We start from the raw sequence: 26,247 nt of genomic DNA, 5'->3' as shown, positions 1-26,247 counted from the left end.
GTCGCGCGCGGTCGGCCGACGACCCCGCCGACTGGCCCGCCCGCGCCGTCGACACCGGGTTCGCCGACGACGAGGCGGACTACTACGACGCGCTCCGCGAGGCGACGGTCGGCGCCGTCCGCGAGGCGGTCCGCGAGCGCGAGCGCGCGGACGACCAGCAGGTGAAACACGCCGTCCGCGCGATGGACGACGCGACCCGGACCGCGAACGAACTCGCCGAACGGCTCGGGGAGTGGGCGGGCAGCGTCTACGACGAGTCGGGCGACGGCGTCGAGTACGCCCGCGAGGTGGCGGGCCGCGACCCCGACGGGCCGGGCGAGGCGCGGGTGGTCTCGCTCGCCGAGCGAGTGACGGACCTGGCGGACGAGGCGGACGAGTTGGAGGCGTTCGTCCGCGAGCGCGCGAGGGTCGCCGCGCCCAACATGGCGGCGATGGCGGGACCGGTGCTCGCCGCGCGGCTGATATCGCTGGCGGGCGGGCTGAAACCGCTCGCGCGCAAGCCATCGGGTACCCTCCAGGTGCTCGGCGCGGAGGACGCGCTGTTCGCGCATCTCCGCGGGCACGCGCCGTCGCCGAAACACGGCGTCATCTACACCCACGAGTACGTCCGCGGCACCCGCCCCGAGGACCGCGGGTCCGCGGCGCGCGCGCTCGCGGGGAAGCTGACCATCGCCGCGCGGGTCGACCACTACGCGGGCGACCGGCGGCCCGAACTCGGCGACGAACTCGACGAGCGGATCCGGACTATCAGAGCGCGGGCGGACGACGGCGGAGCCGACGCGGCCGGCGCCGACGGGCCGGACGGACCGGCCGGCGGGGCCGCGGGGGACGACGATGAGTGACGACGAGTCGCTGCCGGCGGGCGTCGAGCGCCGGGCCATCGGCGGTCGCGACCGGCTAGCCACCCGGGGGGAGCCGGTGTACGGCGAGCCGACCGACGGCGGGTGGCGCGCGTGGGACGCCGGCCGGTCGAAACTGGGCGCGATGCTCGAACTCGGGCTGGACACCGGGCTGTCGGGCGGCGAGTCGGTGCTGTATCTCGGCGCGGCCAACGGGACGACGGTGAGCCACGTCGCCGACTTCTGCGGGCCGACGTACGCCGTCGAGTTCGCGCCCCGGCCGGCGCGCGACCTGCTCGACGCCTGCGAACCGCGGGAGAACCTCTTCCCCCTGCTGAAGGACGCCCGGCGGCCGGAGACGTACGCCCACGTCGTCGAGTCGGGTCTCGACGTGGTGGTCCAAGACGTGGCGACGCGGGGACAGGCCGCCGTCGCGGCCGACAACGCGCGGTTTCTCGCGCCCGACGGCCGCCTGCTGCTGGCGGTGAAAGCCCGCTCGGAGGACGTGGCGGCCGACCCCGACGCGGTGTTCGAGTCGGTGCGCGCCGAACTGGGCGGGACGTACGAACTGCTCGACGAGGCGCGACTCGACCGGTTCCACGCCGACCACCTCGGTATCGTCGCCCGTCCGAAGACGACCGAGTAGCGCCGCCGGACGGTGAGGCCGACCCGGGCCGACGGGCCGGGCGGGTCGTCGGCCCGCCGTGGGGGAGAACCGGTCAAGGGTCCCGCGTTCACCAACTGCTATACGCCCCCCCGCCGAAGCCGGGTGCGATGGATCGAGGCTCGCCGGAGTCGTTCGCGCGGATGGGTACCCTCGGCGTCGAGGAGGAGTTCTACGTCGTCGACGGCGAGGGCCGCCCGACGTCCGGCGTCGACGAGTTGGTGTACGGCGACGACGACCCCCCCGACCCGCTGGCGGGTCGGCTCGACCACGAACTGTTCCAGTTCACCATCGAGACGCAGACGCCGCTGATCGAACAACCGAGCGACGTACGCGAGCGCGTCACCGCGGTCCGGGACGCCCTCGTCGACCACGCGGCGTCGCACGGCTACCGCGTCGCCGCGGCGGGACTCCACCCGGCGGCGAAGTGGCGCGAACTCGACCACGCGACCAAGCCGCGCTACCGCTCGCAGTTGGACCGGATCCAGTACCCCCAACACCGCAACACCACCGCGGGGCTCCACGTCCACGTCGGTGTCGACGACGCCGACAAGGCGGTGTGGGTCGCCAACGAACTCCGGTGGTATCTCCCGCCGTTGCTCGCGCTGTCGGCCAACTCGCCGTTCTGGAACGGGTTCGACACCGGGCTGGCGTCCGCACGCGCGAAGATATTCGAGAACCTCCCCAACACGGGGATGCCCGGTCGGTTCGCCGACTACGAGTCGTTCGAACGGTTCGAGCGCCGGATGGTCGAGTTGGGGTCGATCGAGGACCGCGGCGAACTCTGGTTCGACGTCCGGCCCCACACGGGCCACGGCACCGTCGAGGTTCGCACCCCCGACGGGCAGTCGGACCCCGACGCGGTGTGCGCGTTCGTCGAGTACGTCCACGCGCTCGTGGTCGACCTGGCGGAGCGGTACGACGACGAGACCGACCCGAGCGCCGACGGCGCGGGCGACGCGGCCGACGGCGCGACCGGACTCCGGCGGGAACTGCTCGACGAGAACAAGTGGCGTGCGACCAGACACGGCCGGGAGGCGTCGTTCGTCGACCGCGACGGCGAGTCGGTGGTGTCGCTCGCCGAGGTGGTCGACCGCGAGACCGACCGGCTGTCGACGGACGCGCTGTCGGCCCTCCTCGACCGCGAGTCCGGCGCGACCCGACAGCGCCACATTCGCGAGACGGCGGGGTTCGACGCGCTGTGTGACGCGCTCGTGCTCTGACCGGCCCGGCGGGCTCCCCCGTTCCGCCCCGGCCGACTCCGGCGCCGGCGCGAACCCCCGGTCGACCCGGCCGACTCCGACCCGGTCCGGACCGGTCCGGGCGACGGGTTTTTGCCCGCGAGGGTCCGACCGCCGGTCGGACAGATGGCTACCGACGACACCGGACCCGCCGACGGAGCGGACGGGAGCGGCGCGGACGCGGCCGGGATCCCGGAGACCGGCTCGCGCGCGGAGTCGGACGGCGCCGGCGGGGAGGGACGCCGAGCGGGTGCGGCGGCGGACCGCACCGAGGAGGCGGACGTGGTCGAGGAGTTCGACGAGCGGCTGGTGGACTTACTCGCGTGGCTCCTCGACACCGAGACGAAGGCGCGCATCTTCGTCCGCCTCCGCCAGCGCCCCGGGTCGACCAGCGAGGAGATAGCGGACGGGACGGGGCTGTACCCCAGCACCGTCCGGGAGGCGCTCGCGGAACTCCACGGCGAGGGCGTGGTGACGCGGACGAAACGCGAGTCGTCGGGCGCGGGCAACAACCCCTACGAGTACGAGGCCATCCCGCCGGCCGACCTGGTCGAGGGGGTCGCCGGCCGCGTCCAGTCGGAGTTGAACACCGTGTTCAACCTCGACCGACGGCTCGGCCGGACGGGCGGCGCCGAGCGGGACCCCGTCACCGTCACCGTCGACGGGACCGCCGACGCCGGCGAGCGTGCGGACGGCGGGAGCGACGCCCCTCGGGAGCGCGACGCGGAGGGTGCCGCCCCCGACGGCCGGCCGGACGCGGAGTGAGGTAACGTCCCTTTTATGTTCCGCCGCGGCGACGCCCGGATATGAACGTCGCGCTCGGGGGGACCTTCGACCCGCTCCACGACGGGCACCGCGCGCTGTTCGACCGCGCGTTCGAGCTCGGCGACGTGACCGTCGGGCTAACCTCCGACGACCTCGCGCCGGCGACCCGCCACGTCGACCGTTACGTCCGCCCGTTCGACGAGCGAAAGCGCGACCTGGAGGCGGAGCTGTCGCGGTTCGCCGACGAGTACGGCCGGGAGTACGAGGTGCGCGAACTCACGGAGCCGACCGGCATCGCCGTCGAAGAGCGGTACGACGCGCTGATCGTCTCCCCCGAGACGCGGGCGGGCGGCGAGCGGATCAACGAGATACGCGCCGAACTCGGCTACGACCCGCTGCGGATCGAGGTGGTCGAGCCCGTCCCCGCCGACGACGGCGAGCGCATCTCCTCGACCCGGATCGTCGAGGGCGAGATAGACGAACACGGCAACCTCACGCCCGACCGGACGGGCCGCGACCCCGCCGACTCGGAGTCCGGGTCGGGGTCCGGGTAGCGCCGTGGCCGCCGACGAGGTGGCCGGGTGGCTCGCCGCCCGGTCGCGGGCGACGCTGGCGCTCCTCGGCGGGAGCGCGCTCGCGCTCGTCGGCTACCGGGTCGTCCGACTCGGCGGGACCGACCCGGACAGCGTGCTGGCGTACGTCGGCGCGAGCGCGCTCGTCGTCGGACAGGTCGTCGCCGTCGTCGGACTGGTCGTCGTCGCGTGGCGCGTGCTCGAAGCGTAGTTCGCGTCCGCCGCGGGCGCGATTCGACGCTCGGCGCGGTTCGACGCTCGACGCGAGCGCCGCCCTACCACGTCGGCGGCGAGAACCCGGCGTCCCGGAGAAGTTCCTTCCAGCGCTGTTGGACCGACAGCCGCGTCACGTCCATCGCGTCGGCCACGTCGGTCTGCGAGCGCTCGTCGCCCGCGATGAGCGCGCCGGCGTACAGCGCCGCCGCGGCGGTGGCGGGCTTCGACCGGTCGGCGTCGGGGACGTGCGAGAGGAAGAGATCCGTCGCGTTCGACCGCGCCTCGCCCGACAGCTCTAGCGACTCCGCCGCCCGGCGGAGGTCGGTCAGCCACTCCTCGTTCTGTACCTCGTCGCTCGCCCGGTACATGGACGCGGCTTCGAGGCCGGCGGGCATAAGTGGTCGGGAGCCGCCGGGCGCGTTCGACAGCTACTTACCGCGATTTCCAGTAGACGTGGGCGGGCGCGGGTAGCCAAGCCAGGCCAACGGCGCAGCGCTTAGGACGCTGTCCCGTAGGGGTCCGCCGGTTCGAATCCGGTCCCGCGCATGAGCGAACGAAGTGAGCGAAGAGCAGGTCGGTTCGAACCAGAGAGGGCGCGCACAGGCGAGCGAAGCGAGCCGAGCACGTCCGACCGCGGTTCGAATCCGGTCCCGCGCAGTGCGAGGCCGAACGGAGTGAGACCTCGAAGCGAACGGGGAGCGGAGCGACTCTCTCAGTTCGAGAACTACGAACGTACCGTTATATACCGGGAAGTTACTCCGTGCGAACGAAGAACGGATGAACGCAAACGACCGACCGACGACCCGGGACGCCGCATGCCTCGCGTCAGACGCGGACGCAAGGCCTTTAGCGCCGCCGAGGGCATATCGGGGCAATGGCTACTCCCGCTGACCTCCTCTCCGGCCTGGTGGCGGACGTGGACGGCGTCTTCCTCTTCTCGCCGACGGGGTCGACCTACACCGACTTCGCCGAGTCCGACCGGTCGCCGGTCGTCGTCGCCGCCGACAACGACGTCGGTGCCGAACGGTTCGTCGAACTCCCCGTCGAGTTCGACAACGTGAAAGACCGGATCCGGTTCGGCGTCGAGGGGGCGATGGACCAGAACTTCTGCGAGGACGGCGACACGCTGGCGTGTGCGGCGGGCGTCTTCAGCGACGGCATCGACGCGGTGGTCCGGACGACCGTCTCGGAGTCGATCCACTCGGGCATCTACGACCTGTTCGCCAACTCGCGGGCGGACCCGAGCGTCATCCGCGACGTGTTCGAGGTGGCGATCGAACTCGGCAAGAAGGGCCAGAAGGGCAAACCCGTCGGCGCGCTGTTCGTCGTCGGCGACGCGGGGAAGGTGATGAACAAGTCGCGCCCGCTGAGCTACAACCCCTTCGAGAAGAGCCACGTCCACGTCGGCGACCCCATCGTGAACGTGATGCTCAAGGAGTTCTCCCGCTTGGACGGCGCGTTCGTCATCTCCGACTCGGGGAAGATCGTCTCGGCGTACCGCTACCTCGAACCCGGTGCGGAGGGCGTCGACATCCCGAAGGGGTTGGGGGCGCGCCACATGGCCGGCGGCGCGATCACCCGCGACACCAACGCCGTCTCCATCGTCCTCTCCGAGTCGGACGGGCTGGTTCGGGCGTTCAAGGGCGGGTCGCTCGTCCTCGAACTCGACCCGGAGGAGTACTGACGGATGGGTGTACTCGGCGCGGGGGCGGCGTTCGCCCAAGCTACGTCTCCCGCGGCCGCCGGCGGGTCGTCGCCGCTCGACGCGGCCGGGCGGTTCGTCGACTCCGTCCCCGGCCGCCTGTGGCTCGCGCTCGCGGTGCTCGTCCTCGGCGGGGTGCTCAGCTACCTCGTCATCGCGGTCAACCAGCGCATCCTCGAGGGCGCGGGCGTCCCCGACTCCATCGAGGGCACCGCCTTCGAGCGCACCGCCCGCGAACTCGGCACCTCCACCGTCTCCATCGTCGCGCGCATCTCGGGGTACTTCATCTTCATCCTCGCGGTGTTGGTCGCGCTCACCGTCGCGGACGTGGGGTACATCGCGCAGTTCTGGCGGCGGGTCGTCCTCTTCCTCCCGCGACTCTTTACGGCCGTCCTCGTCCTGATCGTCGGCGTCGTCGTCGCCGACAAGGTGGAACTGCTGGTCGACAACCGCCTGCGCGGCGTGAAACTCCCCGAGGTGAGCATCCTCCCGCTCGCCGCGAAGTGGAGCGTCTTCTACATCGCCGCGCTGGTCGCGCTGGGACAACTGGAGGTCGACACCGACGCGCTGGTCGTCCTGCTGGCGGCGTACGTGTTCGCGCTAGTGCTGTTCTCCGCGCTCGCCTTTCGGGACTTGCTCGCGTCGGGCGCGGCGGGCGTCTACCTGCTTCTCGACCAGCCGTACGGCATCGGCGACCGCGTCCGCATCGGCGACACCGAGGGCATCGTCCAGGAGGTGGACGTGTTCGTCACGCGCGTCGAGACGGACGACAGCGAGTACGTCGTCCCCAACCGCCGCGCGTTCACCGAGGGCATCGTCCGCGTCCGCGAGTAGCGCATGGGGTCGCGGCGGCTCCGGGCCGGCTACTCGCGCTCCCGGTCGACGGGTTCGGCGGGCACGCCCGCGACGGTGGTCCCCGCGGGCACGTCGTCGGCGACGAGCGAGTTGGCGGCCACCTGCGCGTCGTCGCCGATGTGCACCCCCGGGAGGACGGTCACGTTCGCGCCGAGCATCGCGCGGTCGCCGACGACCACGTCGCCGAGGCGGTACTCGTCTTGGAGAAACTCGTGACACAGCAGCACCGAGTCGTAGCCGACGATGGCGTCCTCGCCGAGGGTGATCCGCTCGGGCCAGAACACGTCCGGCGTCGCCTCGAGCCCCCACGAGACGCCGTCGCCGACGGTCACGCCGAGCGCCTCCAACAACCGGTTCTTCAGCCGCAGGCTGGGGGATATCCGGCAGAGCCACACCACCGCGTAGTTGCGCGCGACCGTCAGCGGCGACTTGGCGTCGGTCCAAAAGCGGAGGGAGTTACCCCCCTCCGGGGTCGGGTGCCGCTCCAGCCGGTCGTACCGCGCCGGTGCCCCCTCGGTCGTCGGCGCGTCCCCGTTCGCGTCGCCGCCGGCGCTCGCGTCGTCACTCACCTTCGAAGGTGAGCCGCCCGGCGTTATCAATCTCGTGCGTTCGGGCGGAGCGGTCGAGTCGACCGTCGGGCGGGTATCCACTGTGTCGTCGGACGGGTGTCCGCTGTGCCGTCGGGCGAGGTGTCCGCCCTCCCCGGTCGGGCTACTCGCCGCGCAACTCGGCCACGTGGTCGACCCGCGACCGCACCAGTCGCTCGGTCCCGATGTCGTGGCGGACGCGGAACCCATCGCCGACGCCCGACAGCGCCGCCTCCGCGCGTTCCTCGGCGGCCGCGATGGAGTCGCCCAGGCCCACCACCGCGAACGACCGCGAGGTGGTGGTGTACAGGCCGTCGTCGCGTTCGTCGACGCTGGCGTAAAAGAGGAGCGCGCCGTCGCCCCCGTCGACGTCCACCTCGATGCGCGCGCCCGCCTCCGGGTCGGTCGGGTAGCCCGCGGGGACGGCGTACTTACAGACGGTCGCTTCGCCCGAGAACGCCAGGTCGGGGAGCGGGTCGCCGTCGCGCGCGGCGGTCAACACGTCGAGGAACTGCGTCTCCAGGACGGGCAGGGTGTTCATCGCCTCGGGGTCGCCGAAGCGGGCGTTGAACTCCACCACCTTCGGCCCCTCGGCGGTCAGCATGAACTGGCCGTAGAGGACGCCCTTGTAGTCGGGGAGGGCGTCGACGACGGCTTCCAGGACCGCCACGGCGTCGTCGTAGTCACCCTCGTCCATGAACGGCAGCGTCAGTTCGGTGTCCGTGTAGCTCCCCATCCCGCCGGTGTTGGGTCCCTCGTCGCCCTCGTAGGCGCGCTTGTGGTCCTGGACCGCGGGCGTCGTCCGCATCTCGCCGTTCGCGACGAACGCCTGGACGGTGAACTCCTCGCCGACCAGTCGCTCCTCTATCACCCACTCGTCGTGGTCGCTCTCCCGCACGTAGTCGGCGGCCTCCGCGCGGGTCACCTGGTCGCCGGTGACGCGGACGCCCTTCCCGCCCGTGAGCCCCGCCGGCTTGACCGCCACGTCGCCGTCGACGGAGTCGACGTACTCCGCGGCCGCGTCCGCCGAGTCGAACGTCTCGAACTCCGGGGTGCCCGGAACGTCGTGGTCGGCCATGAACTCCCGCTGGTACGCCTTGTCGGTCTCGATGCGCGCCTCCGCGGCGTGGGGACCGAACGTGTACACGCCCGCGTCGTCGAGTTCGTCCGCGACGCCCGCTTCGAGCGCCGCCTCCGGGCCGACCACCGCGAGGTCGGCGTCGACGGACGCGGCGTACTCGACGACGCCGTCGGCGTCGCGTTCGCCGACCGACGCGAACCCGTCGGCCGACTCCGCGATGCCGGGGTTGCGGTTGCTCGCGCAGGCGTACAGCGCGCAGTCGTCCGCGGCCGAGAGCGCGCGGGCGATGGCGTGCTCGCGTCCCCCGCCGCCGACCAGAAGCACCGTCTCCATACCCCGAGGCGGTACGCACGGTAGTGTAAAGCTTGTTCTTCTCCGCCCCGAATCTGACCACGTTCGTGCATCCGCGGGCGGGTCGTCCGTTCCGCGTGACGGGGTCGGCCTCCCGGCCGGGCACTCACTCCTCGGCCGCCTCGTCCCGCCGGACCACGAGCACCGGGCCGACCGTCTCCGCGGCGACGCGTTCGGCCTCCTCGCCGAACAGGAACGACCGGACCGACGGCGCGCGCTCGCCCATGACGACGGCGTCGTGGTCGGGGACCGCCGCGACGAGCGCCGCGACCGGGTCGTCGTCGACCGCGAGTTCGGTGCGGACGTCGACCCCGCGGGCGGCGAGGCGGTCGGCGGCCGCCGTCAGTCTATCGCGGCCGTCGGACTCGTCGTCGGTAGCGAGCAACAGGGTGACGCCGATGTCGCGGCCGCCGATCAGGTCCGTCACGAACGAGAGCACGCGTTCGACGGCGACGTCGCCCGACAGCGGGACGAGCAGTCGCTCGACCGACCCGGTCGTCCCCCTGATGGTGTACGCGTCCGCCCCGGTCTCCTCGGCGACGCGTTGGACCGTCTTCGCCCGGTCGGGGGTGAACACCAGGCGGTGGTCGGCGTCGCCGCCCGCCGCGTGGAACTCCTCGGCGACGTCTTCGAGCGCCTCCACCGCGCGCTCCTCGTACTGCATCCGCGCTTGGTCGGGCGGCGTCTGCTCGGGCACGACGTGGTAGCCGAGCACCGTGACGTCCACGGTGCCGAGCAGGTCCATCAGCCCGAACGGGACCGACTCCCCTTCGAGGATCGCCGTCGGAACGAGTACGCGGGTCATCTAGAGCACCCCCTTCAGCTTCACGCCCCGAGCGTAATAGAGGTACCAGCCGGCGGACGCGACCATGATGGCGACGCCGATCACCTGCGAGAGCCGCTGCATGAACCCGATCAGCGCGAAACTGGCGACCGCGCCGACGACCGGCGTCACGGGGTAGCCGGGCACGCGGAAGTCGGGGTCGTACCACTCGGGTTCGTCCCGGCGGATGACGACGAGCGCCACGCAGATCAGCCCGTACAACACCAGGTGGAGGAACGACGCCACCTCCGCGAGCACCTCGACCCGACCGGTCGCGACCAGCCCCAGGGTCGGCCCGCCGGCCAGCCCGAGCGCGACGTGCGGCGTGCCGTACCGGAGGTTGATCCGGCTCGCCCACCGGGGCAACAGCGCGTCCTTCGAGACGGCGTAGATGGCGCGCGAGGTGCCGAGGATCGAGGCGTTGGCGCTCGACATGGTCGCGAGCAGCCCGCCGAAGACGATGGCGAGCGCGCCCGCGGGACCGAGGAGCTCCCGGCCGACCTCCACCATCGCGGTCTCGCCGAACGTCGACAGCCGCGCGCTACCGAACGCGCTGGTGGCGACGAAGATGGTGAGTACGTACATCACGCCGACGACCAGTACCGACCCGACCATCGCCAGCGGGAGGTTCCGGCCGGGGTCTTTCATCTCGCCGGCGACCGTGGCGACCTGCGCGAACCCGAGATAGGAGGTGAACACGAGCGCCGCGGTCGTCAGGATCGGCGCGACGCCGAACGGGGTGAACTGCTCGGGCGCGCTCGGCGCGCCGAGGACGCCGAGGGCGTCGAGCGTCCCGTAGCCGAGGAAGAACGCGAGGATCGACAGCAGGAGCGCGACGACGCCGTTCTGGAGTTTGGCCGCGTTCTCCGTCCCCGTGACGTTCAGGAGGGTGAACCCCGCCCCGACGGCCAACGCGAGCGGGACGGCCAGCCCGTCGCCGACGGCGACCCCGACCTCCGCCAGCGTGTCGACCGCGTAGTAGCCGAACCCGACGAGGTAGAACGCCGACGCGAACACCAGCCCGAACCACAGCGACAGCCCGATCACGGTCCCCGCGAGCGTGCCCAGCCCCCGGGAGACGAAGTAGTAGCCGCCGCCGCTCTTGGGCATCGCGGTGGCGAGTTCCGACGCCGGCAGCGCGACGAGGAGCGCGATCACCGCTCCGATGGTGAACGAGACGGCGGCGGCGGGACCGGCGCGTCCCGCCGCCAGCCCGGGGAAGACGAAGATTCCGGCGCCGATCATCGTCCCGATACCGATGGCGAGCCCCCCCGAGAGACCGAGCGTCCGTTCGAGTTCGGCGTCGTCGGTGATGGTGGCCTCGTCCGTCTCGACCGTCGGCTCGATCTGGGGGGCGTCACCCTCGACGTTGGTTCCCGCGTCCGCCGGCGGGGGGTCGCGGCTCATGTGCCGCGTCTACGGCGGACGCCCTTTACTCATCGGGCCGCCGACGCGTCTCGACTCCGCCCCGCGGGCGGGCCGCCCACCTTTTCACCCGTGCCGCCCAGGCTCCGGACATGAGCGACCCGACGGCGCGGAACCGACTCGACGAGGAGGCCAGCCCGTACCTCCGTCAGCACGCGGACAACCCGGTCGACTGGCAGCCGTGGGACGACGACGCGCTCGCGGCCGCGCGCGAACGCGACGTTCCCATCTTCCTCTCGGTTGGCTACTCGGCGTGTCACTGGTGTCACGTGATGGAGGAGGAGTCGTTCGAGGACGACGCCGTCGCCGAGGTGATGAACGAGTCGTTCGTCCCGATCAAGGTCGACCGCGAGGAGCGGCCGGACCTCGACAGCGTCTACCAGTCGGTGTGTCAACTCGTCAACGGCCGCGGCGGCTGGCCCCTCTCCGTCTGGCTCACGCCCGACGGCCGCCCGTTCTACGTCGGGACGTACTTCCCGCGGGACGGCCGCGACGGGATGCCCGGCTTCCTCGAGATCTGCCGGAACATCGCCGACTCGTGGGCCGACCCCGACCAGCGGTCGGACATGGAGGCGCGCGCCGACCAGTGGACCGACGCGGTCCGCGACGAGGTGGAGGCGTCGCCGGCCCCCCCGGACGGCGACCGCGCCGCGCCCGACGAGACGGTGCTCGACGACGCGACGACGGCGGCGCTCCGGAGCGCCGACCGCGAGCACGGCGGTTTCGGCCGGTCGGGACCCAAGTTCCCCCACCCCGGCCGGGTCGACCTGCTGTTGCGCGCCGCCGAGCGCTCGGGCCGGGAGGAGCCGCTGGCGGTGGCGACCGAGACGCTCGACGCGATGGCGGACGGCGGGCTGTACGACCAGTTGGGCGGCGGCTTCCACCGCTACTGCACCGACCGCGAGTGGGTCGTCCCCCACTTCGAGAAGATGCTGTACGACAACGCCGAACTCGCGCGGTGTTTCCTCGACGCCTACCGGCTCACCGGCCGGTCGCGGTACGCGCTCGTCGGCGCGGAGACGCTGGCGTTCGCCGAGCGGGAGCTCTCACACCCCGACGGCGGCTTCTACGCCACGCTCGACGCCGACTCCGGCGAGGGAGAGGGCAGTTTCTACGTCTGGACGCCCGCGGAGGTGGCGGACGCGGTGGACGACGAGACGACGGCGGAGCTGTTCTGCGAGCGCTACGGCGTCGAGTCGGGCGGCAACTTCGAGGGCGGGACGACGGTGCTGACGGTGACGCGGTCGGTGCCCGACCTCGCCGAGCAGTACGACCTCGACGAGACGGCGGTCCGCGAGCGGCTGATGGAGGCGCGGCTGGCGCTGTTCGACGCGCGGGGCGAACGCGAGCGGCCGCCCCGCGACGAGAAGGTGCTCGCGGGGTGGAACGGGCTGATGGTCTCGGCGTACGCCGCCGGCGCGCGGACGCTCGACCCGGCCGTCGCCGACCGCGGGGCGGAGGCGCTGTCGTTCGTGCGCGACCACCTCTGGGACGACGAGCGAGAGCGGCTGTCGCGGCGGTTCATGGACGCTCCGGAGCGTGGCTCCGGAGCAGACGGGACGCCGGAGGCGTCCCAGCGTGGCGACGTGAAGGGGCGAGGGTATCTAGAGGACTACGCGTTCCTCGCGCGCGGCGCGTTCGACCTGTACGGCGCGACCGGCGAGGTGGACCACCTCGCGTTCGCACTCGAGTTGGCGCGGGTAATCCGCGACGAGTTCTACGACGCCGACGACGGCACCATCTACTCCACGCCCGCCGACGGCGAGGAGTTGGTCGCGCGGCCCCAAGAGCCGATGGACCAGTCGACGCCGTCGAGTCTCGGCGTGGCGACGCGGCTGCTGCTCGACCTGGAGGGGTTCGCCCCCGACGAGGGGTTCGGCGACGCCGCCGCGGACGTGCTCGCCACCCACGACCGCCGGGTGGCGTCGAGTCCGCTCGAACACGTGTCGCTGGCGATGGCGGCCGCCCAGCGCGCCCGCGGGCCGCTCGAACTCACGCTCGCCGCCGACGAGACGCCCGACGAGTGGCGCGAGACGCTCGCCCGGCGCTACCTCCCGGGCGCGGTGTACGCCCCGCGGCCGGCGACGGAGTCGGGGCTGGAGGCGTGGCTCGACCGACTCGGCCTCGCGGAGGCGCCGCCGGTCTGGGCCAACCGGGGGGCGCCCGCGGGCGAGCCGACGGCGTACGTCTGCGTCGACCGGACCTGCTCGCCGCCGAACCGCGACTTGGGGGCGGCGCTGGAGTGGGCGACCGGCGGGAACGCCGGCGACGGGCCGGGTGAGGCGGGCGACGATACCCCCGGGAACTGAGCGGTGATCGCGGCGTGAGCGTCGCAGGAGCGAGACGGCGCGTCACGGCGCGTGTACACGCCCGTTCGGCCGGCGACTTCGTGACGCTTAAGTAGGCGACGGGACATCCTCCGAACGCAGATACTGTAGGGGCGCGGTCCCCCGAGTCCACGCGGGCGACGATAACCGGCACACAGGTGTTGCGGTAGCCAAGCCTGGCCCAAGGCGCTGGGTTGCTAACTCAGTGGCGCACAGCCTCCGGGGTTCGAATCCCCGCCGCAACGCTGTCCAACCCCCCAAAGACATGAGTGCAGAAGAACCAGAGGACGCGCAAGACGACGACGAGGACCTTCGGTACTTCGTCAGGATCGGTCAGACCGACCTTGACGGGACGAAGTCCGTCGAGCGCAGCCTCACCGACATGAAAGGCATCGGCCAGCGGACGGCGCGACTGGTCACCGAGGCGGCCGAAGTGGACCGAACCGCCACGATCGGCCTCCTCGACGACGACGAGATCGACCGCATCATCGACGTCGTCGAGAACTTCGACGAACACGTCCCCGGGTGGATGGTCAACCGCCAGAACGACTTCTTCACGGGCGAGACCACCCACGTCGTCGGGAACGACCTCGACGAGACGCGCCGCCAGGATATCAACCGCATGCAGATGATCGACTCGTACAAGGGCATCCGCCACCAGCGGGGCCAGAAGGTGCGCGGCCAGCGGACCAAGTCCACCGGCCGCTCCGAGGGGACCATCGGGGTCAACGTCGAGGAGATCCGCGAGGAGATGGAGGACGAGGCGGCCGCCGACGACGACGACGAGGAGGGACTGTAGATGGCCACCGGAAACTCCACCAAGCGCTACGAGACGCCGAACCACCCGTACCAGGGCGAGCGGATCGCCCAGGAGTCCGACCTGCTCGGCCGCTACGGCCTCTCGAACAAGGAGGAACTGTGGCGCGCGCAGTCGGAACTGCGCGACTACCGCCGCGAGGCGCGGAGCCTCATCGGCGACGCGCAGGGCGACCTCGACGCCGCCAACGAGGCGGGGTCGGAGTTCGTCGCCCGCCTCCAGAAGAACGGCATCCTCGGCGACAACGACGCGCTGTCCGACGTGCTGTCGCTCGACGTGACCGACGTGCTCGAACGGCGGCTCCAGACGGTCGCCTACCGGAAGGGCGTCGGCAACACGCCGAAGCAGGCGCGGCAGTTCATCGTCCACGGCCACGTCGTCGTCGGCGACGCGCGCGTGACGCGCCCGTCGTACACCGTCGAGACCGCCGAGGCGGACCTCGTCGACTTCGACGAGGGGTCGCCGCTCGCCGACGACCTCCACCCCGAACGCGCGGAGGGTCAGTAAATGAGCGACTCAGAGTCCAACAACCAGCCGCAAGGCGAGGGCAAGTGGGCCATCGCCAACGTGTTCGCATCGTTCAACAACACGCTGATCACCGTGACGGACGTGACGGGCGCGGAGACGCTCGTGAAGTCCTCCGGTGGCTCCGTGGTGAAGCAGAACCGCGACGAGGCGTCGCCGTACGCCGCGATGCAGATGGCGGAGGGCGTCGCCGAGGACCTGCTCGCGCAGGGTATCGAGGGCGTCCACGTCCGCGTGCGCGGCCCCGGCGGGAACGCACAGAAGTCGCCCGGGCCGGGCGCGCAGGCGACCATCCGGGCGCTCGCGCGGGCCGGACTGGAGATCGGTCGCATCGAGGACGTAACGCCGATCCCCCACGACGGGACCCGAGCGCCGAAGAAGAACCGGCTCTAACATGGCAGACGACTTCGACGTCGAGGTGATCTCGCGGGACGAGGACGGCAGGAGCGCCCGCTTCCTCGTCCGGGGGCTGACCCCGGCGATGGCGAACGGTATCCGTCGGGCGGTCGTCGCGGACGTGCCCACCCTCTCGATCGACACCGTGCGGTTCGTCGAGAACTCGTCGGTGATGTTCGACGAGATGGTGGCGCTCCGGCTCGGTCTGGTGCCGCTGACGACGCCGCTCGACGACTTCGAACTGGGCGACACCGTCACCCTCGCGCTCGACGTTGAGGGGCCGGCGACCGCGTACTCGGGGGACCTCGAAACCTCCGACAGCCTGGTCCGACCGGCCGACGAGAACATCCCCATCATCGAACTCAAGCAGGGCCAGCGGCTCGAATTCGAGGCCGACGCGGTGCTCGACACCGGGAAGGACCACGCCAAACACCAGGGCGGCGTGGCCGTCGGCTACCGCCACCTCCAGCGCGTGGAGGTACTCGGCGACCGCGACGGGTTCGACGAGGAGGAGCCCCATATCCTCCGCGGGGTCATCGAGACCGACGAGGGCGAACTCGTCCACACGGAGGAGTTCGGTGCGGACCTCACGAACCGCTACCCCGGCAAGGAGCTGGCGGTGACGGACGTCCCCGACGCGTTCGTCTTCCACGTGGAGACGGACGGCTCGATGGACGTCGACGAACTGGTGCTCCGGGCGGTCGACTCGTTGCGTGACCGCGCGGACGAACTGGCGACCAAAGTCGCAGTGTAACCCCCCTCCGAGAGAACCCATGACCGCGACCCACACCGCCACGGCGCACGCGACGGCCCGCGAGCGGCGACGCCGGCCCGGCCGGCGGCCCGCTTCGCGCGTCGGACCGAAAGCCGTTTACGGTGGGACGCGGTACGGAGGAGTGCACGCAGGGATAGCCAAGTTTGGCCAACGGCGCAGCGTTCAGGGCGCTGTCTCTCAGGAGTCCGCAGGTTCAAATCCTGCTCCCTGCAGTCCACTCCGCTTCGTTTCTCTCGGGTCGGGTTTCACGCGCACAACCACTCACGTAGGAGGATCCTATGAGTAGTAGCAAGACCAATCCGAGACTTCAGAACCTCATCGCCGAACTGAAGTCGGCCGCGCGCTCGTCCGATGCCGGAGTCTGGCAGGACGTCGCCGACCGACTCGAAAAGCCGCGGCGCACGCACGCCGAGGTCAACCTCGGGCAGATCGAACGATACGCCACCGAGGACGAGACCGTCATCGTGCCGGGCAAGGTGCTCGGCTCGGGCGTGCTCCGCAAGGACGTCACGGTCGCCGCCGTCGACTTCTCCGGCACCGCCGAGACGAAGATCGACCAGGCGGGCGAGGCCGTGACGCTGGAAGAAGCGCTGTCGAACAACCCCGAAGGGTCGAACGTCCGGGTGATCCGATGAGCCTCGCCGAGTTCACTCCCGACCAAGTCGTCGACGCGCGCGACTGCATCATGGGTCGCGTGGCGTCGGAGGTGGCACAGCGCGCGCTCGACGGCGAGCGCGTCGCCGTCGTCAACGCCGAGCGGGCCGTCATCACGGGCAACCCCGAGACGACGATGGAGAAGTACCGCACCCGCTCGGAGCTCGGCTCCGACCGCGGGCCGGAGTACCCCAAGCGCCCCGACCGGATCTTCAAGCGGTCGATCCGCGGGATGGTACCGTACAAGAAGCCGCGCGGGCGCGAGGCGTTCGAGAACGTCCGCGTCTACGTCGGCAACCCCTTCGACGAGGACACCGACGCGTCGAACTCGCCGGGCGACGGCGAGACCGTCGACGCGGAGGTGCTCGAAGGGACGTCGCTGGACCGGCTGTCGAACATCAAGTTCACCAGCCTCGGCGAGATCTCCGAGGACCTGGGGGCAAACGTCACATGGTAACGAACACGTCCGGAAAGAAGAAGACCGCCGTCGCCCGCGCGACCGTCCGCGAGGGCGAGGGGCGCGTGCGTATCGACTCCCAGCCCGTCGAACTCGCCGAACCGGAGCAGGCCCGCCTCAAGATGCTCGAACCGTTCCGCATCGCCGGCGAGGACCTCCGGTCGCAGGTCGACATCGAAGTGACCGTCAACGGCGGCGGCTACTCGGGACAGGCCGACGCGGTGCGGACGGCCATCGCCCGCGGGCTGGTCCAGCATCTCAACGACGCGGAACTGCGCGACGCGTTCATGGAGTTCGACCGGTCGCTGCTGGTCAACGACTCCCGCCAGTCCGAACCCAAGAAGTGGGGCGGGCCCGGCGCGCGCGCCCGCTACCAGAAGTCGTACCGCTGAGGTGATCCACGCATGATGATACCCGTCCGGTGTTTCACCTGCGGCACCGTCATCGGCGAGCACTGGGAGGAGTTCAAAGCCCGCGCGAAGGAGGGCGACGAGGACCCCGCGAAGGTGCTCGACGAACTGGGTGTCGACCGCCACTGCTGCCGGCGGATGATGGTGAGTCACACCGACCTCGTCGACGTGGTCTCCCCCTACCAATGAGCAGTCAACAGTACAACCGCTACGAGAAGGCCCGCATCCTCGGCGCGCGCGCGCTCCAACTCGCGTACGGCGCGCCCGTGCTGGTCGACACCGACCAGTCGGAACCGATCCTGATCGCGGCCCAGGAGTACGACGCGGGCGTGCTCCCGTTCACGGTGCGCCGGGGGATGGAGCGGTGACCCTGATCGAGTCGGTGTCGCTCCGGCGCGTGCTCGACTCGCGCGGGAACGCGACCGTCGAAGCGGACGTGCTCACGGAGTCGGGCGGGTTCGGCCGCGCGGCCGCCCCCTCGGGCGCGAGCACCGGCGAGTACGAGGCGATCGAACTCCCGCCGCGGGAGTCGATCGCCTCCGCCCGCCAGCACGCGGTTCCCCGCCTCGTCGGCGAGGTGTACGCGGGCAACCAGCGCGACGTCGACGCCGCGCTCCGCGCCGCCGACGGCACGGACGACTTCTCTGAGGTCGGCGCCAACAGCGCGGTCGCCATCAGCATGGCCGCCTCGAAGGCGGCCGCCGACGTGTTGGGCGTGCCGCTGTTCCAGCACCTCGGCGGCACGTTCCGCGACGCCACCCACGCGTTCCCGACGCCGCTGGGCAACGTCGTCGGCGGCGGCGAACACGCCAAGGAGGCGACTCACATCCAGGAGTTCCTCTCCGCGCCCGTCGGCGCGCCGTCGGTCTCGGAGGCCGTCTTCGCGAACGCCGCGGTCCACGCGGCGGTCGGCGACGTGCTCGACGAGCGCGGCGTCGCGGCCGCGAAGGGCGACGAGGGCGCGTGGGCGCCCCCCATCGACGACGCGGAGGCGTTCGAGGTGGTCGAGGAGGCCACCGACCGCGTCGAGGACGACCTCGGGTTCGAGGTGCGGTTCGGACTCGACGTCGCCGCCGCCGAACTGTGGGACGCCGACGACGAGGTGTACCGCTACGGCGACGACGAGCGGACGCCCGACGAGCAGGTCGACTACGTCGAGGAACTGGTGACCGAGTACGACCTCGCGTACGTCGAGGACCCGTTCGACGAGGACGCGTACGACTCGTTCGCCGAGTTGACCGACCGCGTCGGCGACCGGACGCTCGTCTGCGGCGACGACCTGTTCGTCACCAACGTCGAGCGGCTCGAACGCGGCATCGAGGAGGGCGCGGCCAACAGCATCCTGATCAAGCCCAACCAGATCGGGACGCTGACGGACGCGTTCGACGCGGTCGAACTCGCCCACCGCAACGGGCTGGACGCGGTGGTCTCCCACCGCTCGGGCGAGACCGAAGACACCACCATCGCACACCTCGCCGTCGCCACCGCGGCGCCGTTCATCAAGACGGGCACCGTCGGCGGCGAGCGCACCGCCAAGCTGAACGAACTCATCCGCATCGCGGAGGAAGCCGTATGAGCGAAAGCGAGAACGACAACGAAGAGGCGCAGGCCGACGAGGAGGTCACCGAGGAGGAGACCCCCGCGGCGGCCGAGGAGGCGCCCGAAACCGACGAGGAGGAACAGACCGAGGAGACCGAGGCGGAGACGGACGCCGCCGAGGAGGCCGACGCCGACCCCGAACCCGAGACGGGCACCGGCACGGCGGACGACGACCCCGCGGCCGACGTCGACGCCGGCGAAGCGGACGACGAGGAGGAGGACGCTGGTCCCCGCTTCGACGAGGACGTCATGCCCGACGAGGAGGCCGACCTCCTCATTCCCGTCGAGGACTACCTCTCCGCCGGGGTTCACATCGGGACCCAGCAGAAGACGAAGGACATGGAGCGGTTCATCCACCGCGTCCGCGACGACGGCCTGTACGTGCTCGACGTGAGCCAGACGGACGGCCGGATCCGGACGGCGGCGAACTTCCTGTCGGGGTACGACCCCGAGCAGGTGCTCGTCACCTCCTCGCGGCAGTACGGCCGGTTCCCCGCCGAGAAGTTCGCGGAGGCCATCGGCGCGCGCGCCCGGACGGGGCGGTTCATCCCGGGTACGCTGACGAACCCCGAGTACGCGGGCTACATCGAACCGGACGTCGTGGTCGTCACCGACCCCATCGGCGACGCCCAGGCGGTCAAGGAGGCCATCACGGTCGGCATCCCGGTCATCGCGATGTGTGACTCGAACAACCAGCTGTCGAACGTCGACCTGGTCATCCCGACGAACAACAAGGGTCGCCGCGCGCTGTCGGTCGTCTACTGGCTGCTCGCCAACGAGACGCTCGACCGCCGCGGCGCCGAACCCGACTACGCCCTCGACGAGTTCGAGGCGGACCTCTAACCGGGTCGCGACGTTTCGTTTCCTTTCGACACTCGGCCACCACACTCCCACCAGCGGCGGCGCCGCCGGCGGGGGCGCCGCTCGCGAGTGCGGTTCGGCGGTCGGAACTCCCGCGACGGGAGCGCTCCCGTCGGGGAACGCCGGGCGGCGGGGCCACGATGCGAGGGGGCGCCAGGCAAACGCCCGTGGTCACGTGGCGTTCCGGCCCGCCGGCCCGGCGAGTCGCGCGGCGCGGTTCGACTCTCGGGCTCCGAGCGGCCGCGCGACGGCGTGCGCCTCTCTCCCGTGCTCGGACGCCCGCGATGGGAGTGATGCGTGGCCGGCGCCCGCGAGGCGGTCGGCGGTGCACCACGGTCGGGTCGGAGGACCATCCGTACAAAAAAGCACCGCCGGTGTCGCGGGCCGACCCGGCGGCCGCGGGGCCGGCGAGCGCCGACCGTTCGGCGGGCGAGGGGGCCGCCGGCGGGCGAGTCGGAACGCCTGTATGTCCCCGCTCGGAGTAGGAGGTATGACCTGTTGTAGCGCGCCGGGGAAGGTGTACGTCCTCGGCGAGCACGCGGTCGTCTACGGCGAACCCGCCGTACTGTGCGCCGTCGACCGGCGCGCGCGGGTGACGGTCGACCCCCGCGACGACGGGCGCGTGCGAGTGGACGCGACCGACCTCTCGATAGACGGGTTCACCGTCACCTGGGACGGCGCGGAGGGCGGGCCGCCCGACGTGGACGTGCCGACGCCGCTCGTGGAGGCGGCGACGGGGTACATCGACGCCGCGGTGTCGCAAGCCCGCGAGGCGGCCGACGCGCCCGACGCGGGGTTCGACGTGACCGTCGAGTCGGAGATACCCGTCGGGGCGGGGCTGGGCTCGTCGGCGGCGGTGACCGTCGCCGCCATCGACGCCGCGACGCGGTCGCTCGGGGTCGAACTCGACGCCCGCGACGTCGCCGAACGCGCCTACCGCGCGGAACACGAGGTGCAGGAGGGGCAGGCGTCGCGCGCGGACACGTTCACCTCGGCGGTGGGCGGGGCGGTCCGGGTCGAGGGGACCGACCGCCGCGAACTCGACGCGCCCGACCTCCCGCTGGTGGTGGGGTACGACGGCGGCGCGGGCGACACGGGCGAACTCGTCTCCGGCGTGCGCGACCTGCGCGACCGCTACGGGTTCGCCGCCGACGCCGTGACCGCCATCGGCGACGTGGTCCGCGAGGGGACGGAGCTACTGACCGCAGCGGACCCGGACGCCGGCGCGGACGGGGCCGACGGGGCGTTCCTCGACGAGTTGGGCGAACTCATGGACTTCGACCACGGCCTGCTGTCGGCGCTGGGCGTCTCCTCGCGCTCGCTCGACGCGATGGTGTGGGCGGCCCGCGACGCGGGCGCACGCGGCGCGAAACTGACGGGCGCGGGCGGCGGCGGCTGTATCGTCGCGCTCGACCCGACGGCCGAGACGCGGACCGCGCTGTCGTTCACGCCGGGCTGTGAGGACGCGTTCCGGGCGGAACTCGCGACCGACGGCGTCCGCGTGGAGGAGGCGGCCTGAGATGACCACGGTGCTCAAACTCGGCGGCTCGCTCGTCACCGAGAAGGACCGCCCGGAGACGCTCGACGGGCGGGCGCTCGACGCCGCGGCGGACGCGGTGGCGGACCACGCCGACGGTCTCGTCTTGGTCCACGGCGGCGGGTCGTTCGGCCACCACCACGCCGACGAACGCGGCGTCACGACGACCGAGGGGACGCACGATCCCGCGGCGGTGATGGCGGTCCACACCGCGATGAAGACGCTCAACGGGCTGGTGGTGTCGCGGCTACACGACCGCGGCGCGCCCGCGCTGCCGGTCCACCCGCTGTCGGCGGCCGCCCGCGACGCCGACGGGTCGCTGTCGATGCCCACCCGACAGGTCGAGACGATGCTCGGCGAGGGCTTTCTCCCCGTCCTCCACGGCGACGGCGTCGCCCACGCGGGCGAGGGCGTGACGGTGCTGTCGGGTGACGAACTCGTGGTCCACCTCGCGCGCGGACTCGACGCCGACCGGGTGGGACTCTGCTCGACGGTGTCGGGCGTGCTCGACGCCGACGGCGAGGTGATCCCGGAGATACGCGACTTCGACGACGTGGCCGACGCGCTCGGCGCGTCGAACGCGACGGACGTGACCGGCGGGATGGCGGGGAAGGTGCGACAGTTGCTCGAACTCGACGCGCCGGCGCACGTGTTCGGCCCGGACGCGCTCGCGGCCTTTCTCGCGGGCGCGGACGCGGGCACCCGGGTCGAGTGACGCGAGAGGCGAAGCGGCTACCGAGATAGCGCGGACGCTCGGTCCGGACTCAGACGCCGAACCGGAGACCGTCGCGCGCGACCCGCACGTCGCCGTCGAACCGCTCGCGGACGCTCGCGACCATCTCCTCGTGCCGGCCTTCGGTGTGGGGGTAGAGGTGGGTGAGGTACACCCGGTCGATATCGCGGCCCGCGAGCGCGTCGCCCAACTGGCTCGGCGTCGGGTGGCTGTCCACGTCGACGTCGTCGGGGAACGAGCAGTCGTGTGCGAGCACCCGCGCGCCGTCGGCGAACGACGCCAGCCCGGCGAACGCCTCCGAGTCGCCCGAGAAGACGAACTCGCCGTCGCCGCCGTCGGCGGTCCCGCTCGCGTCGTCGGTGCCGGCGAACCGGTAGGCGAGACAGTCCATCGAGTGGCGGGTCTCGCTCGCCTCGACGGCGACGCCGGCCACCTCGAACGACTCGCCGTCGTGGACCTCCCGCACCCTGAGGTCGACCCGACCGTCGAGGTAGTCGTGGGTGTCGAGTAGCCCGTCGAGCAGCGCCTTGGTGCCCCGCGGGCCGACGACTTCGAGGTGCTCCTCGCCGGCGAGCCACCGCGCCTTCAACAGCGCGAGCAGGTCCGAGACGTGGTCGAGGTGGTGGTGGGTGAGCAGCACCGACGACACCGCCTCGTAGCCGGGGTCGGTCTGCGCGAGGCGGTGGAGGACGCCCGAACCGCAGTCCACGAGCAGCGGCCGGTCGTCGCCCGCGGCCGCCTCGACGAGCAGGCCGGTCTGGACTCGGTCGGGGAGCGGCATCGCCGCGCCGGTGCCGAGGAACGTCACGCGCATGGACGAACGCGGGCGCGCGCCGGGGATAGGCGTGGCGGCTCGGTGGGGTGGCTGGCGGTTCGACGAGGTGGGGCCGCGGACGCCCCGGTGAGGCGGGGGCGGCTCGGCGGGACGGCGACTCGGTCCCGTCGACCGCCGCGGCGAACCCGGCGCGTTCGGCGCCGAGAGGCGGCGGTTCACTTTCACCACGCGGGCGCAACCCACTTCCCCCTCGGGGCCGTCTCACATCCAATGAGCGGCCGGGAGTTGCTCGCGGCGCGCGCCGACGAGCACGGGTACGAGTTCGACCCCGCGACGGTCGACATCGCCGACGGCGACACCCTCGACCGGCTGGAACCCGCGGTGCGGGAGTGGTGGGTCGACCGGTTCGGCGCGTACGTCCCCGGCAACGGGGGGTTCTTCACGCCGCCCCAGCGGGAGGCCATCCCGCTGATCGACGAGGGGGAGAACTGTCTGATCTGTAGCCCCACGGGGTCGGGCAAGACGCTCGCGTCGTTCACCGCGATCATCAACGACCTGTTCCGCCGGGAGCGCGAGTCGGCGGCGGGGCTCGACAACGCCGTCTACTGTCTGTACGTCTCGCCACTGAAGTCGCTCGCGAACGACATCAACCGCAACCTCGCGGACCCGCTCGCGGGCGTCCAAGAGCGGCTGGCCGAACGCGGCCACGACACCGGGCTCCGGCAGGCGATCCGACACGGCGACACAGCCGACGCCGAGCGCCGGCGGATGCTGGAGACGACGCCGCACATCCTCAACACGACGCCCGAGACGCTCGCCATCCTGCTCAACTCGCCGAAGTTCAAGGAGAAGCTCCGGAGCGTCGAGTACGTCGTCGTCGACGAGATACACAGCCTCGCGGAGAACAAGCGGGGCACCCACCTCGCCGTCTCGCTCGAACGGCTCGAACGCCTCTGTGAGGGGTCGCCCACCCGGATCGGCTGTTCGGCGACGGTCGAGCCGCTGTCGACGATGGCGGAGTTCCTCGTCGGCCGCGAGCGGCGGCGGGTCGACGGCGCGGACGGGGAGAGCGAGGCGGGCGGGACAGCGGTGGCGGACGCGAGCGAGGCCCGCGACGACGCGAGCGCGACGGGAGTCGACGGCGACGGCGCGGCGGACGACTACGAGTACGTCACCCGCGAGTACGAACTGGTCGACACCCGGTTCGTCCGCGAGTTCGACCTCCGGCTGGAGTGTCCGACCGACGACCTGATCGGGACGCCACGCGAGACGGTGACCGACCGCTTCTACGACCGCCTCCACGAACTCGTCGGCTCCCACGAGAACACGCTGGTGTTCACCAACACCCGGTCGGGCGCCGAACGCGTACTCGGGAGCCTCCGCGACCGGTTCGACGCGTACGACGAGGACAACTCGGGCTGTCACCACGGCTCGATGTCGACGGAGGCGCGCGAGGGCGTCGAGGAGTCGCTCAAGGCGGGCGACGTCGACGTGGTCACCTCCTCGACGTCGCTCGAACTCGGTATCGACATGCCCCACCTCGACTTAGTGGTGCAGGTCGGCTCGCCCAAGTCGGTCGCGTCGCTGCTCCAGCGGGTGGGGCGGGCGGGCCACCGGTTGGGCGAGACGGTCGAGGGACGGGTGATCGCGCTCGACCGCGACGAACTCGTCGAGTGTGCGGTGATGCTGAAGAAGGCCGAAGAGGGGTTCGTCGACCGGGTGTTCGTCCCGGAGAACGCCCAGGACGTCGCCGCCCAGCAGGTGTACGGGATGGCGATAAACGGGGTGAGACGCGAGACGGAGGTGCTGGAGACGCTCCGGTCGGCGTACCCCTACCGCAACTACGGCGACGCCGACTGGGAGTCGCTGCTGCGGTATCTCACCGCCGACTACGCGGGGATGGAGGAGAAGAACGTCTACGCGAAGGTGTGGCGCGACACGAACGACGCGCCCGACGGCGAACACCACTACCCCGAGTTCGACGTGGGCGAACCCCTGGTCGGCAAGCGGGGGCGGCTGGCGCGCGTCATCTACATGCAGAACATCGGCACCATTCCCGACTCGTTCACCTGCGAGGTGCACGTTCGGGGCGGTGACGAGCGGGTTGGCCACCTCGACGAGTCGTACCTCGACACGCTCGAACCGGGCGACGTGTTCCAGATCGGCGGCGGCACCTACGAGTTCCGCTACCGCCGCGGGTCGAAGGTGTACGTCGACCACAGTTCCTCTCGGCCCACGGTCCCGTCGTGGTTCTCCGAGCGCCTGCCGCTGAGCTACGACCTCGGTCGCGAGATACTCGCCTTCCAGGGGGAGTTGGTCGACCGGCTGGACCGCGGCGGTCTGCCCGCCGCCCGCGAGTGGCTCCGCGGCTTCCCGATGGACGAAAACAGCGTCCGCGCGGTCGCGCGGATGTTCGACCGGCAGGTGCGGTACGCCGGCCCGGAGTCGGTCGCCACCGACGGACGGGTCGTCGTCGAGGAGGAACGGGACAGGGAGGCGTACCGCCGGCGCTACTACGTCCACTCGGGGTACGGTCGGCGGTTCAACGACGGGCTCTCGCGGCTGGTCGCGGGGCGGTGCTCCCGGCGGACGAACGCCAACGTCCAGGTGGCGGTCGCCGACAACGGGTTCACCGTCTCGATGCCGCTCAACCGGAAGGCCGACGTGGCGGGCGCGCTCCGCGACATCGAACCGGACGAGGTGGCGGCGGACCTCCGGTCGGTGCTCGACGGGACCGACCTGCTCAAGCGCTACTTCCGGATCAACGCGACGCGGGCGCTGATGATCCTGAAGCGGTACAAGGGGTACGAGAAGAGCGCGGCCCAACAGCAGGTGTCGAGCGAGATGCTCATCTCGTTCGCCGAGGAGCGCGACTCGTTCGCCGTGTTGGAGGAGACGTACCGCGAGATCGCCGAGGACAAACTCAACCTCGCGGGCGTCCGGGAGGTGCTCGAAGCGGTGCAGGCGGGCGAGATCGACGTCGTCCACCGGGAGGTGGACTCCCCCTCGCCGCGCGCGTTCGGGCTGGCGACGCTCGCGGCGAGCGACGTGGTGCTCGCGGAGGACGAGTCGGCCGCGCTCCGCGACTTCCACGACCGCGTGCTCGACGAAATCGGCGGCGACGACGACGCTAGCGAGATCCTCACCGACGCGGAGCGGTCGCGCGGCTGATCAGCCCAGTCGTCGGGCGGGCGGTATTCATCTGGTATCCGCACGGTATCCGAATAGTATCAATACGGATCAGAGTAACCCGATACTAC

29 protein-coding genes and 3 tRNA genes are annotated in these 26,247 nt (G+C 71.5%); 26 read left to right on the top strand and 6 right to left on the bottom strand.

Annotated features, from left to right (window positions below; genetic code table 11):
• The 6 genes from K933_RS03905 to K933_RS03880 form a co-directional block, all read left to right on the top strand.
• Positions 1-842 (top strand): NOP5/NOP56 family protein (locus tag K933_RS03905; RefSeq protein ID WP_023393386.1); only part of this gene is annotated, 842 nt, incomplete at its 5' end.
• Positions 835-1,485: a fibrillarin-like rRNA/tRNA 2'-O-methyltransferase gene (locus K933_RS03900; RefSeq protein WP_023393385.1), complete on the top strand. Its 651-nt coding sequence runs from the start codon at positions 835-837 to the stop codon at positions 1,483-1,485. The genes K933_RS03905 and K933_RS03900, both read left to right, overlap by 8 nt.
• A 128-nt stretch (positions 1,486-1,613) precedes the next feature.
• Positions 1,614-2,726, top strand: coding sequence for a glutamate--cysteine ligase (locus tag K933_RS03895; protein ID WP_023393384.1), 1,113 nt, complete (start codon positions 1,614-1,616; stop codon positions 2,724-2,726).
• A gap of 144 nt (positions 2,727-2,870) precedes the next feature.
• On the top strand, positions 2,871-3,509 hold the full coding sequence (locus K933_RS03890; RefSeq protein WP_023393383.1) for a helix-turn-helix domain-containing protein: 639 nt from the start codon (positions 2,871-2,873) through the stop codon (positions 3,507-3,509).
• Between the two features lie 41 nt (positions 3,510-3,550).
• On the top strand, positions 3,551-4,063 hold the full coding sequence (locus K933_RS03885) for a phosphopantetheine adenylyltransferase (protein ID WP_023393382.1): 513 nt from the start codon (positions 3,551-3,553) through the stop codon (positions 4,061-4,063).
• A 4-nt stretch (positions 4,064-4,067) separates the two neighbouring features.
• Positions 4,068-4,292: a hypothetical protein gene (locus K933_RS03880; RefSeq protein ID WP_023393381.1), complete on the top strand. Its 225-nt coding sequence runs from the start codon at positions 4,068-4,070 to the stop codon at positions 4,290-4,292.
• Positions 4,293-4,356: 64 nt separating this feature from the next.
• Here K933_RS03880 and K933_RS03875 read toward each other — a convergent pair whose 3' ends face one another.
• Positions 4,357-4,665: a transcription initiation factor tfiiib, brf1 subunit/transcription initiation factor tfiib gene (locus tag K933_RS03875; RefSeq protein WP_023393380.1), complete on the bottom strand. Its 309-nt coding sequence runs from the start codon at positions 4,663-4,665 to the stop codon at positions 4,357-4,359.
• A gap of 93 nt (positions 4,666-4,758) precedes the next feature.
• Between K933_RS03875 and K933_RS03870 the strand changes: the two genes are divergently transcribed.
• The 3 genes from K933_RS03870 (at position 4,759) to K933_RS03860 (ending at position 6,833) form a co-directional block, all read left to right on the top strand.
• A tRNA-Leu gene (locus K933_RS03870) sits at positions 4,759-4,843 on the top strand.
• Positions 4,844-5,171: 328 nt separating this feature from the next.
• Positions 5,172-5,981 (top strand): diadenylate cyclase DacZ, encoded by an 810-nt coding sequence (gene dacZ / locus K933_RS03865; protein ID WP_023393379.1) that lies wholly within the window; start codon positions 5,172-5,174, stop codon positions 5,979-5,981.
• Positions 5,982-5,984: 3 nt separating this feature from the next.
• Positions 5,985-6,833 carry a mechanosensitive ion channel domain-containing protein gene (locus K933_RS03860; protein ID WP_023393378.1) on the top strand — a complete coding sequence of 283 codons (849 nt, stop codon included), beginning with the start codon at positions 5,985-5,987 and terminating at the stop codon, positions 6,831-6,833.
• Between the two features lie 29 nt (positions 6,834-6,862).
• Here the strand turns inward: K933_RS03860 and K933_RS18950 are convergent, their stop codons facing one another.
• From K933_RS18950 to K933_RS03840, 4 genes are all read right to left on the bottom strand, one after another.
• Complete coding sequence (locus tag K933_RS18950; protein WP_049947576.1) at positions 6,863-7,342, bottom strand: acyltransferase; 480 nt, start codon at positions 7,340-7,342, stop codon at positions 6,863-6,865.
• Between the two features lie 223 nt (positions 7,343-7,565).
• A complete protein-coding gene (purD, locus tag K933_RS03850; RefSeq protein ID WP_023393376.1) occupies positions 7,566-8,855 on the bottom strand; it encodes a phosphoribosylamine--glycine ligase in 1,290 nt (429 codons plus the stop codon).
• Positions 8,856-8,979: 124 nt separating this feature from the next.
• Positions 8,980-9,678 (bottom strand): universal stress protein, encoded by a 699-nt coding sequence (locus tag K933_RS03845; protein ID WP_023393375.1) that lies wholly within the window; start codon positions 9,676-9,678, stop codon positions 8,980-8,982.
• Positions 9,679-11,103 carry an APC family permease gene (locus tag K933_RS03840; RefSeq protein ID WP_023393374.1) on the bottom strand — a complete coding sequence of 475 codons (1,425 nt, stop codon included), beginning with the start codon at positions 11,101-11,103 and terminating at the stop codon, positions 9,679-9,681. It lies immediately after the preceding gene.
• A 110-nt stretch (positions 11,104-11,213) separates the two neighbouring features.
• Here K933_RS03840 and K933_RS03835 point away from each other — a divergent pair, with 110 nt between their 5' ends.
• The 16 genes from K933_RS03835 to K933_RS03760 all read left to right on the top strand — a co-directional run bounded on the left by K933_RS03835 (position 11,214) and on the right by K933_RS03760 (position 22,194).
• Positions 11,214-13,430 carry a thioredoxin domain-containing protein gene (locus tag K933_RS03835; RefSeq protein ID WP_023393373.1) on the top strand — a complete coding sequence of 739 codons (2,217 nt, stop codon included), beginning with the start codon at positions 11,214-11,216 and terminating at the stop codon, positions 13,428-13,430.
• Between the two features lie 178 nt (positions 13,431-13,608).
• A tRNA-Ser gene (locus K933_RS03830) sits at positions 13,609-13,693 on the top strand.
• A 20-nt stretch (positions 13,694-13,713) separates the two neighbouring features.
• Positions 13,714-14,247 (top strand): 30S ribosomal protein S13, encoded by a 534-nt coding sequence (locus tag K933_RS03825; protein ID WP_023393372.1) that lies wholly within the window; start codon positions 13,714-13,716, stop codon positions 14,245-14,247.
• Positions 14,248-14,772 (top strand): 30S ribosomal protein S4, encoded by a 525-nt coding sequence (locus K933_RS03820; protein WP_023393371.1) that lies wholly within the window; start codon positions 14,248-14,250, stop codon positions 14,770-14,772. It abuts the gene before it with no gap.
• A complete protein-coding gene (locus tag K933_RS03815) occupies positions 14,773-15,183 on the top strand; it encodes a 30S ribosomal protein S11 (RefSeq protein WP_023393370.1) in 411 nt (136 codons plus the stop codon).
• A 1-nt stretch (position 15,184) separates the two neighbouring features.
• Positions 15,185-15,940: a DNA-directed RNA polymerase subunit D gene (locus K933_RS03810; protein WP_023393369.1), complete on the top strand. Its 756-nt coding sequence runs from the start codon at positions 15,185-15,187 to the stop codon at positions 15,938-15,940.
• Between the two features lie 148 nt (positions 15,941-16,088).
• Positions 16,089-16,173 (top strand) — tRNA-Leu (locus tag K933_RS03805).
• A gap of 66 nt (positions 16,174-16,239) precedes the next feature.
• On the top strand, positions 16,240-16,596 hold the full coding sequence (locus K933_RS03800; RefSeq protein WP_023393368.1) for a 50S ribosomal protein L18e: 357 nt from the start codon (positions 16,240-16,242) through the stop codon (positions 16,594-16,596).
• Positions 16,593-17,072, top strand: a complete 480-nt coding sequence (locus K933_RS03795; protein WP_023393367.1) for a 50S ribosomal protein L13 — start codon at positions 16,593-16,595, stop codon at positions 17,070-17,072. The genes K933_RS03800 and K933_RS03795 overlap by 4 nt, the downstream gene beginning before the upstream one ends.
• The gene (locus K933_RS03790; protein WP_023393366.1) at positions 17,066-17,464 is read left to right on the top strand and encodes a 30S ribosomal protein S9; all 399 of its coding nucleotides are present in this window, start codon (positions 17,066-17,068) and stop codon (positions 17,462-17,464) included. The genes K933_RS03795 and K933_RS03790 overlap by 7 nt, the downstream gene beginning before the upstream one ends.
• Positions 17,465-17,476: 12 nt before the next feature.
• Complete coding sequence (locus K933_RS03785; protein WP_023393365.1) at positions 17,477-17,671, top strand: DNA-directed RNA polymerase subunit N; 195 nt, start codon at positions 17,477-17,479, stop codon at positions 17,669-17,671.
• Positions 17,668-17,850: a DNA-directed RNA polymerase subunit K gene (locus tag K933_RS03780; protein WP_023393364.1), complete on the top strand. Its 183-nt coding sequence runs from the start codon at positions 17,668-17,670 to the stop codon at positions 17,848-17,850. Before K933_RS03785 ends, K933_RS03780 begins: the two co-directional genes overlap by 4 nt.
• Positions 17,847-19,058, top strand: a complete 1,212-nt coding sequence (eno, locus tag K933_RS03775; RefSeq protein WP_023393363.1) for a phosphopyruvate hydratase — start codon at positions 17,847-17,849, stop codon at positions 19,056-19,058. The genes K933_RS03780 and eno overlap by 4 nt, the downstream gene beginning before the upstream one ends.
• Entirely contained in the window at positions 19,055-19,924 is an 870-nt protein-coding gene (rpsB, locus tag K933_RS03770) for a 30S ribosomal protein S2 (protein WP_023393362.1), read from the top strand. Before eno ends, rpsB begins: the two co-directional genes overlap by 4 nt.
• 508 nt (positions 19,925-20,432) lie before the next feature.
• Positions 20,433-21,461, top strand: coding sequence for a mevalonate kinase (gene mvk / locus K933_RS03765; protein ID WP_023393361.1), 1,029 nt, complete (start codon positions 20,433-20,435; stop codon positions 21,459-21,461).
• A gap of 1 nt (position 21,462) precedes the next feature.
• Positions 21,463-22,194, top strand: a complete 732-nt coding sequence (locus K933_RS03760; protein ID WP_023393360.1) for an isopentenyl phosphate kinase — start codon at positions 21,463-21,465, stop codon at positions 22,192-22,194.
• Positions 22,195-22,243: 49 nt separating this feature from the next.
• On the opposite strand, the gene K933_RS03755 is transcribed toward K933_RS03760, so the two are convergent.
• Complete coding sequence (locus K933_RS03755) at positions 22,244-23,026, bottom strand: MBL fold metallo-hydrolase (RefSeq protein WP_023393359.1); 783 nt, start codon at positions 23,024-23,026, stop codon at positions 22,244-22,246.
• Between the two features lie 231 nt (positions 23,027-23,257).
• Between K933_RS03755 and K933_RS03750 the strand changes: the two genes are divergently transcribed.
• On the top strand, positions 23,258-26,158 hold the full coding sequence (locus K933_RS03750) for an ATP-dependent helicase (protein WP_023393358.1): 2,901 nt from the start codon (positions 23,258-23,260) through the stop codon (positions 26,156-26,158).
• Positions 26,159-26,247 lie beyond the last annotated feature (89 nt).

The sequence above is a fragment of the Candidatus Halobonum tyrrellensis G22 genome, assembly GCF_000495475.1.
Classification (GTDB): Archaea; Halobacteriota; Halobacteria; order Halobacteriales; family Haloferacaceae; genus Halobonum; species Halobonum tyrrellense.
The sequence above is the reverse complement of the archived record's forward strand: the minus strand, read 5'-3'. Positions and strand labels throughout refer to the sequence as shown.

Excerpts from the sequence above, each read along its gene's own strand:
- K933_RS03785 (WP_023393365.1), top strand. The coding sequence starts at position 17,477 with ATGATGATACCCGTCCGGTGTTTCACCTGCGGCACCGTCATCGGCGAG.
- K933_RS03835 (WP_023393373.1), top strand. The coding sequence starts at position 11,214 with ATGAGCGACCCGACGGCGCGGAACCGACTCGACGAGGAGGCCAGCCCG.
- purD (WP_023393376.1), bottom strand. The coding sequence starts at position 8,855 with ATGGAGACGGTGCTTCTGGTCGGCGGCGGGGGACGCGAGCACGCCATC.
- K933_RS03860 (WP_023393378.1), top strand. The coding sequence starts at position 5,985 with ATGGGTGTACTCGGCGCGGGGGCGGCGTTCGCCCAAGCTACGTCTCCC.
- K933_RS03755 (WP_023393359.1), bottom strand. The coding sequence starts at position 23,026 with ATGCGCGTGACGTTCCTCGGCACCGGCGCGGCGATGCCGCTCCCCGAC.
- mvk (WP_023393361.1), top strand. The coding sequence starts at position 20,433 with ATGACCTGTTGTAGCGCGCCGGGGAAGGTGTACGTCCTCGGCGAGCAC.
- K933_RS03840 (WP_023393374.1), bottom strand. The coding sequence starts at position 11,103 with ATGAGCCGCGACCCCCCGCCGGCGGACGCGGGAACCAACGTCGAGGGT.
- K933_RS03900 (WP_023393385.1), top strand. The coding sequence starts at position 835 with ATGAGTGACGACGAGTCGCTGCCGGCGGGCGTCGAGCGCCGGGCCATC.
- K933_RS03790 (WP_023393366.1), top strand. The coding sequence starts at position 17,066 with ATGGTAACGAACACGTCCGGAAAGAAGAAGACCGCCGTCGCCCGCGCG.
- dacZ (WP_023393379.1), top strand. The coding sequence starts at position 5,172 with ATGGCTACTCCCGCTGACCTCCTCTCCGGCCTGGTGGCGGACGTGGAC.
- K933_RS03780 (WP_023393364.1), top strand. The coding sequence starts at position 17,668 with ATGAGCAGTCAACAGTACAACCGCTACGAGAAGGCCCGCATCCTCGGC.
- K933_RS03760 (WP_023393360.1), top strand. The coding sequence starts at position 21,463 with ATGACCACGGTGCTCAAACTCGGCGGCTCGCTCGTCACCGAGAAGGAC.
- K933_RS03890 (WP_023393383.1), top strand. The coding sequence starts at position 2,871 with ATGGCTACCGACGACACCGGACCCGCCGACGGAGCGGACGGGAGCGGC.
- K933_RS03800 (WP_023393368.1), top strand. The coding sequence starts at position 16,240 with ATGAGTAGTAGCAAGACCAATCCGAGACTTCAGAACCTCATCGCCGAA.
- K933_RS03885 (WP_023393382.1), top strand. The coding sequence starts at position 3,551 with ATGAACGTCGCGCTCGGGGGGACCTTCGACCCGCTCCACGACGGGCAC.
- K933_RS03895 (WP_023393384.1), top strand. The coding sequence starts at position 1,614 with ATGGATCGAGGCTCGCCGGAGTCGTTCGCGCGGATGGGTACCCTCGGC.
- K933_RS03750 (WP_023393358.1), top strand. The coding sequence starts at position 23,258 with ATGAGCGGCCGGGAGTTGCTCGCGGCGCGCGCCGACGAGCACGGGTAC.
- rpsB (WP_023393362.1), top strand. The coding sequence starts at position 19,055 with ATGAGCGAAAGCGAGAACGACAACGAAGAGGCGCAGGCCGACGAGGAG.
- K933_RS03815 (WP_023393370.1), top strand. The coding sequence starts at position 14,773 with ATGAGCGACTCAGAGTCCAACAACCAGCCGCAAGGCGAGGGCAAGTGG.
- K933_RS03820 (WP_023393371.1), top strand. The coding sequence starts at position 14,248 with ATGGCCACCGGAAACTCCACCAAGCGCTACGAGACGCCGAACCACCCG.
- K933_RS03795 (WP_023393367.1), top strand. The coding sequence starts at position 16,593 with ATGAGCCTCGCCGAGTTCACTCCCGACCAAGTCGTCGACGCGCGCGAC.
- K933_RS03845 (WP_023393375.1), bottom strand. The coding sequence starts at position 9,678 with ATGACCCGCGTACTCGTTCCGACGGCGATCCTCGAAGGGGAGTCGGTC.
- K933_RS03875 (WP_023393380.1), bottom strand. The coding sequence starts at position 4,665 with ATGTACCGGGCGAGCGACGAGGTACAGAACGAGGAGTGGCTGACCGAC.
- K933_RS03825 (WP_023393372.1), top strand. The coding sequence starts at position 13,714 with ATGAGTGCAGAAGAACCAGAGGACGCGCAAGACGACGACGAGGACCTT.
- K933_RS03810 (WP_023393369.1), top strand. The coding sequence starts at position 15,185 with ATGGCAGACGACTTCGACGTCGAGGTGATCTCGCGGGACGAGGACGGC.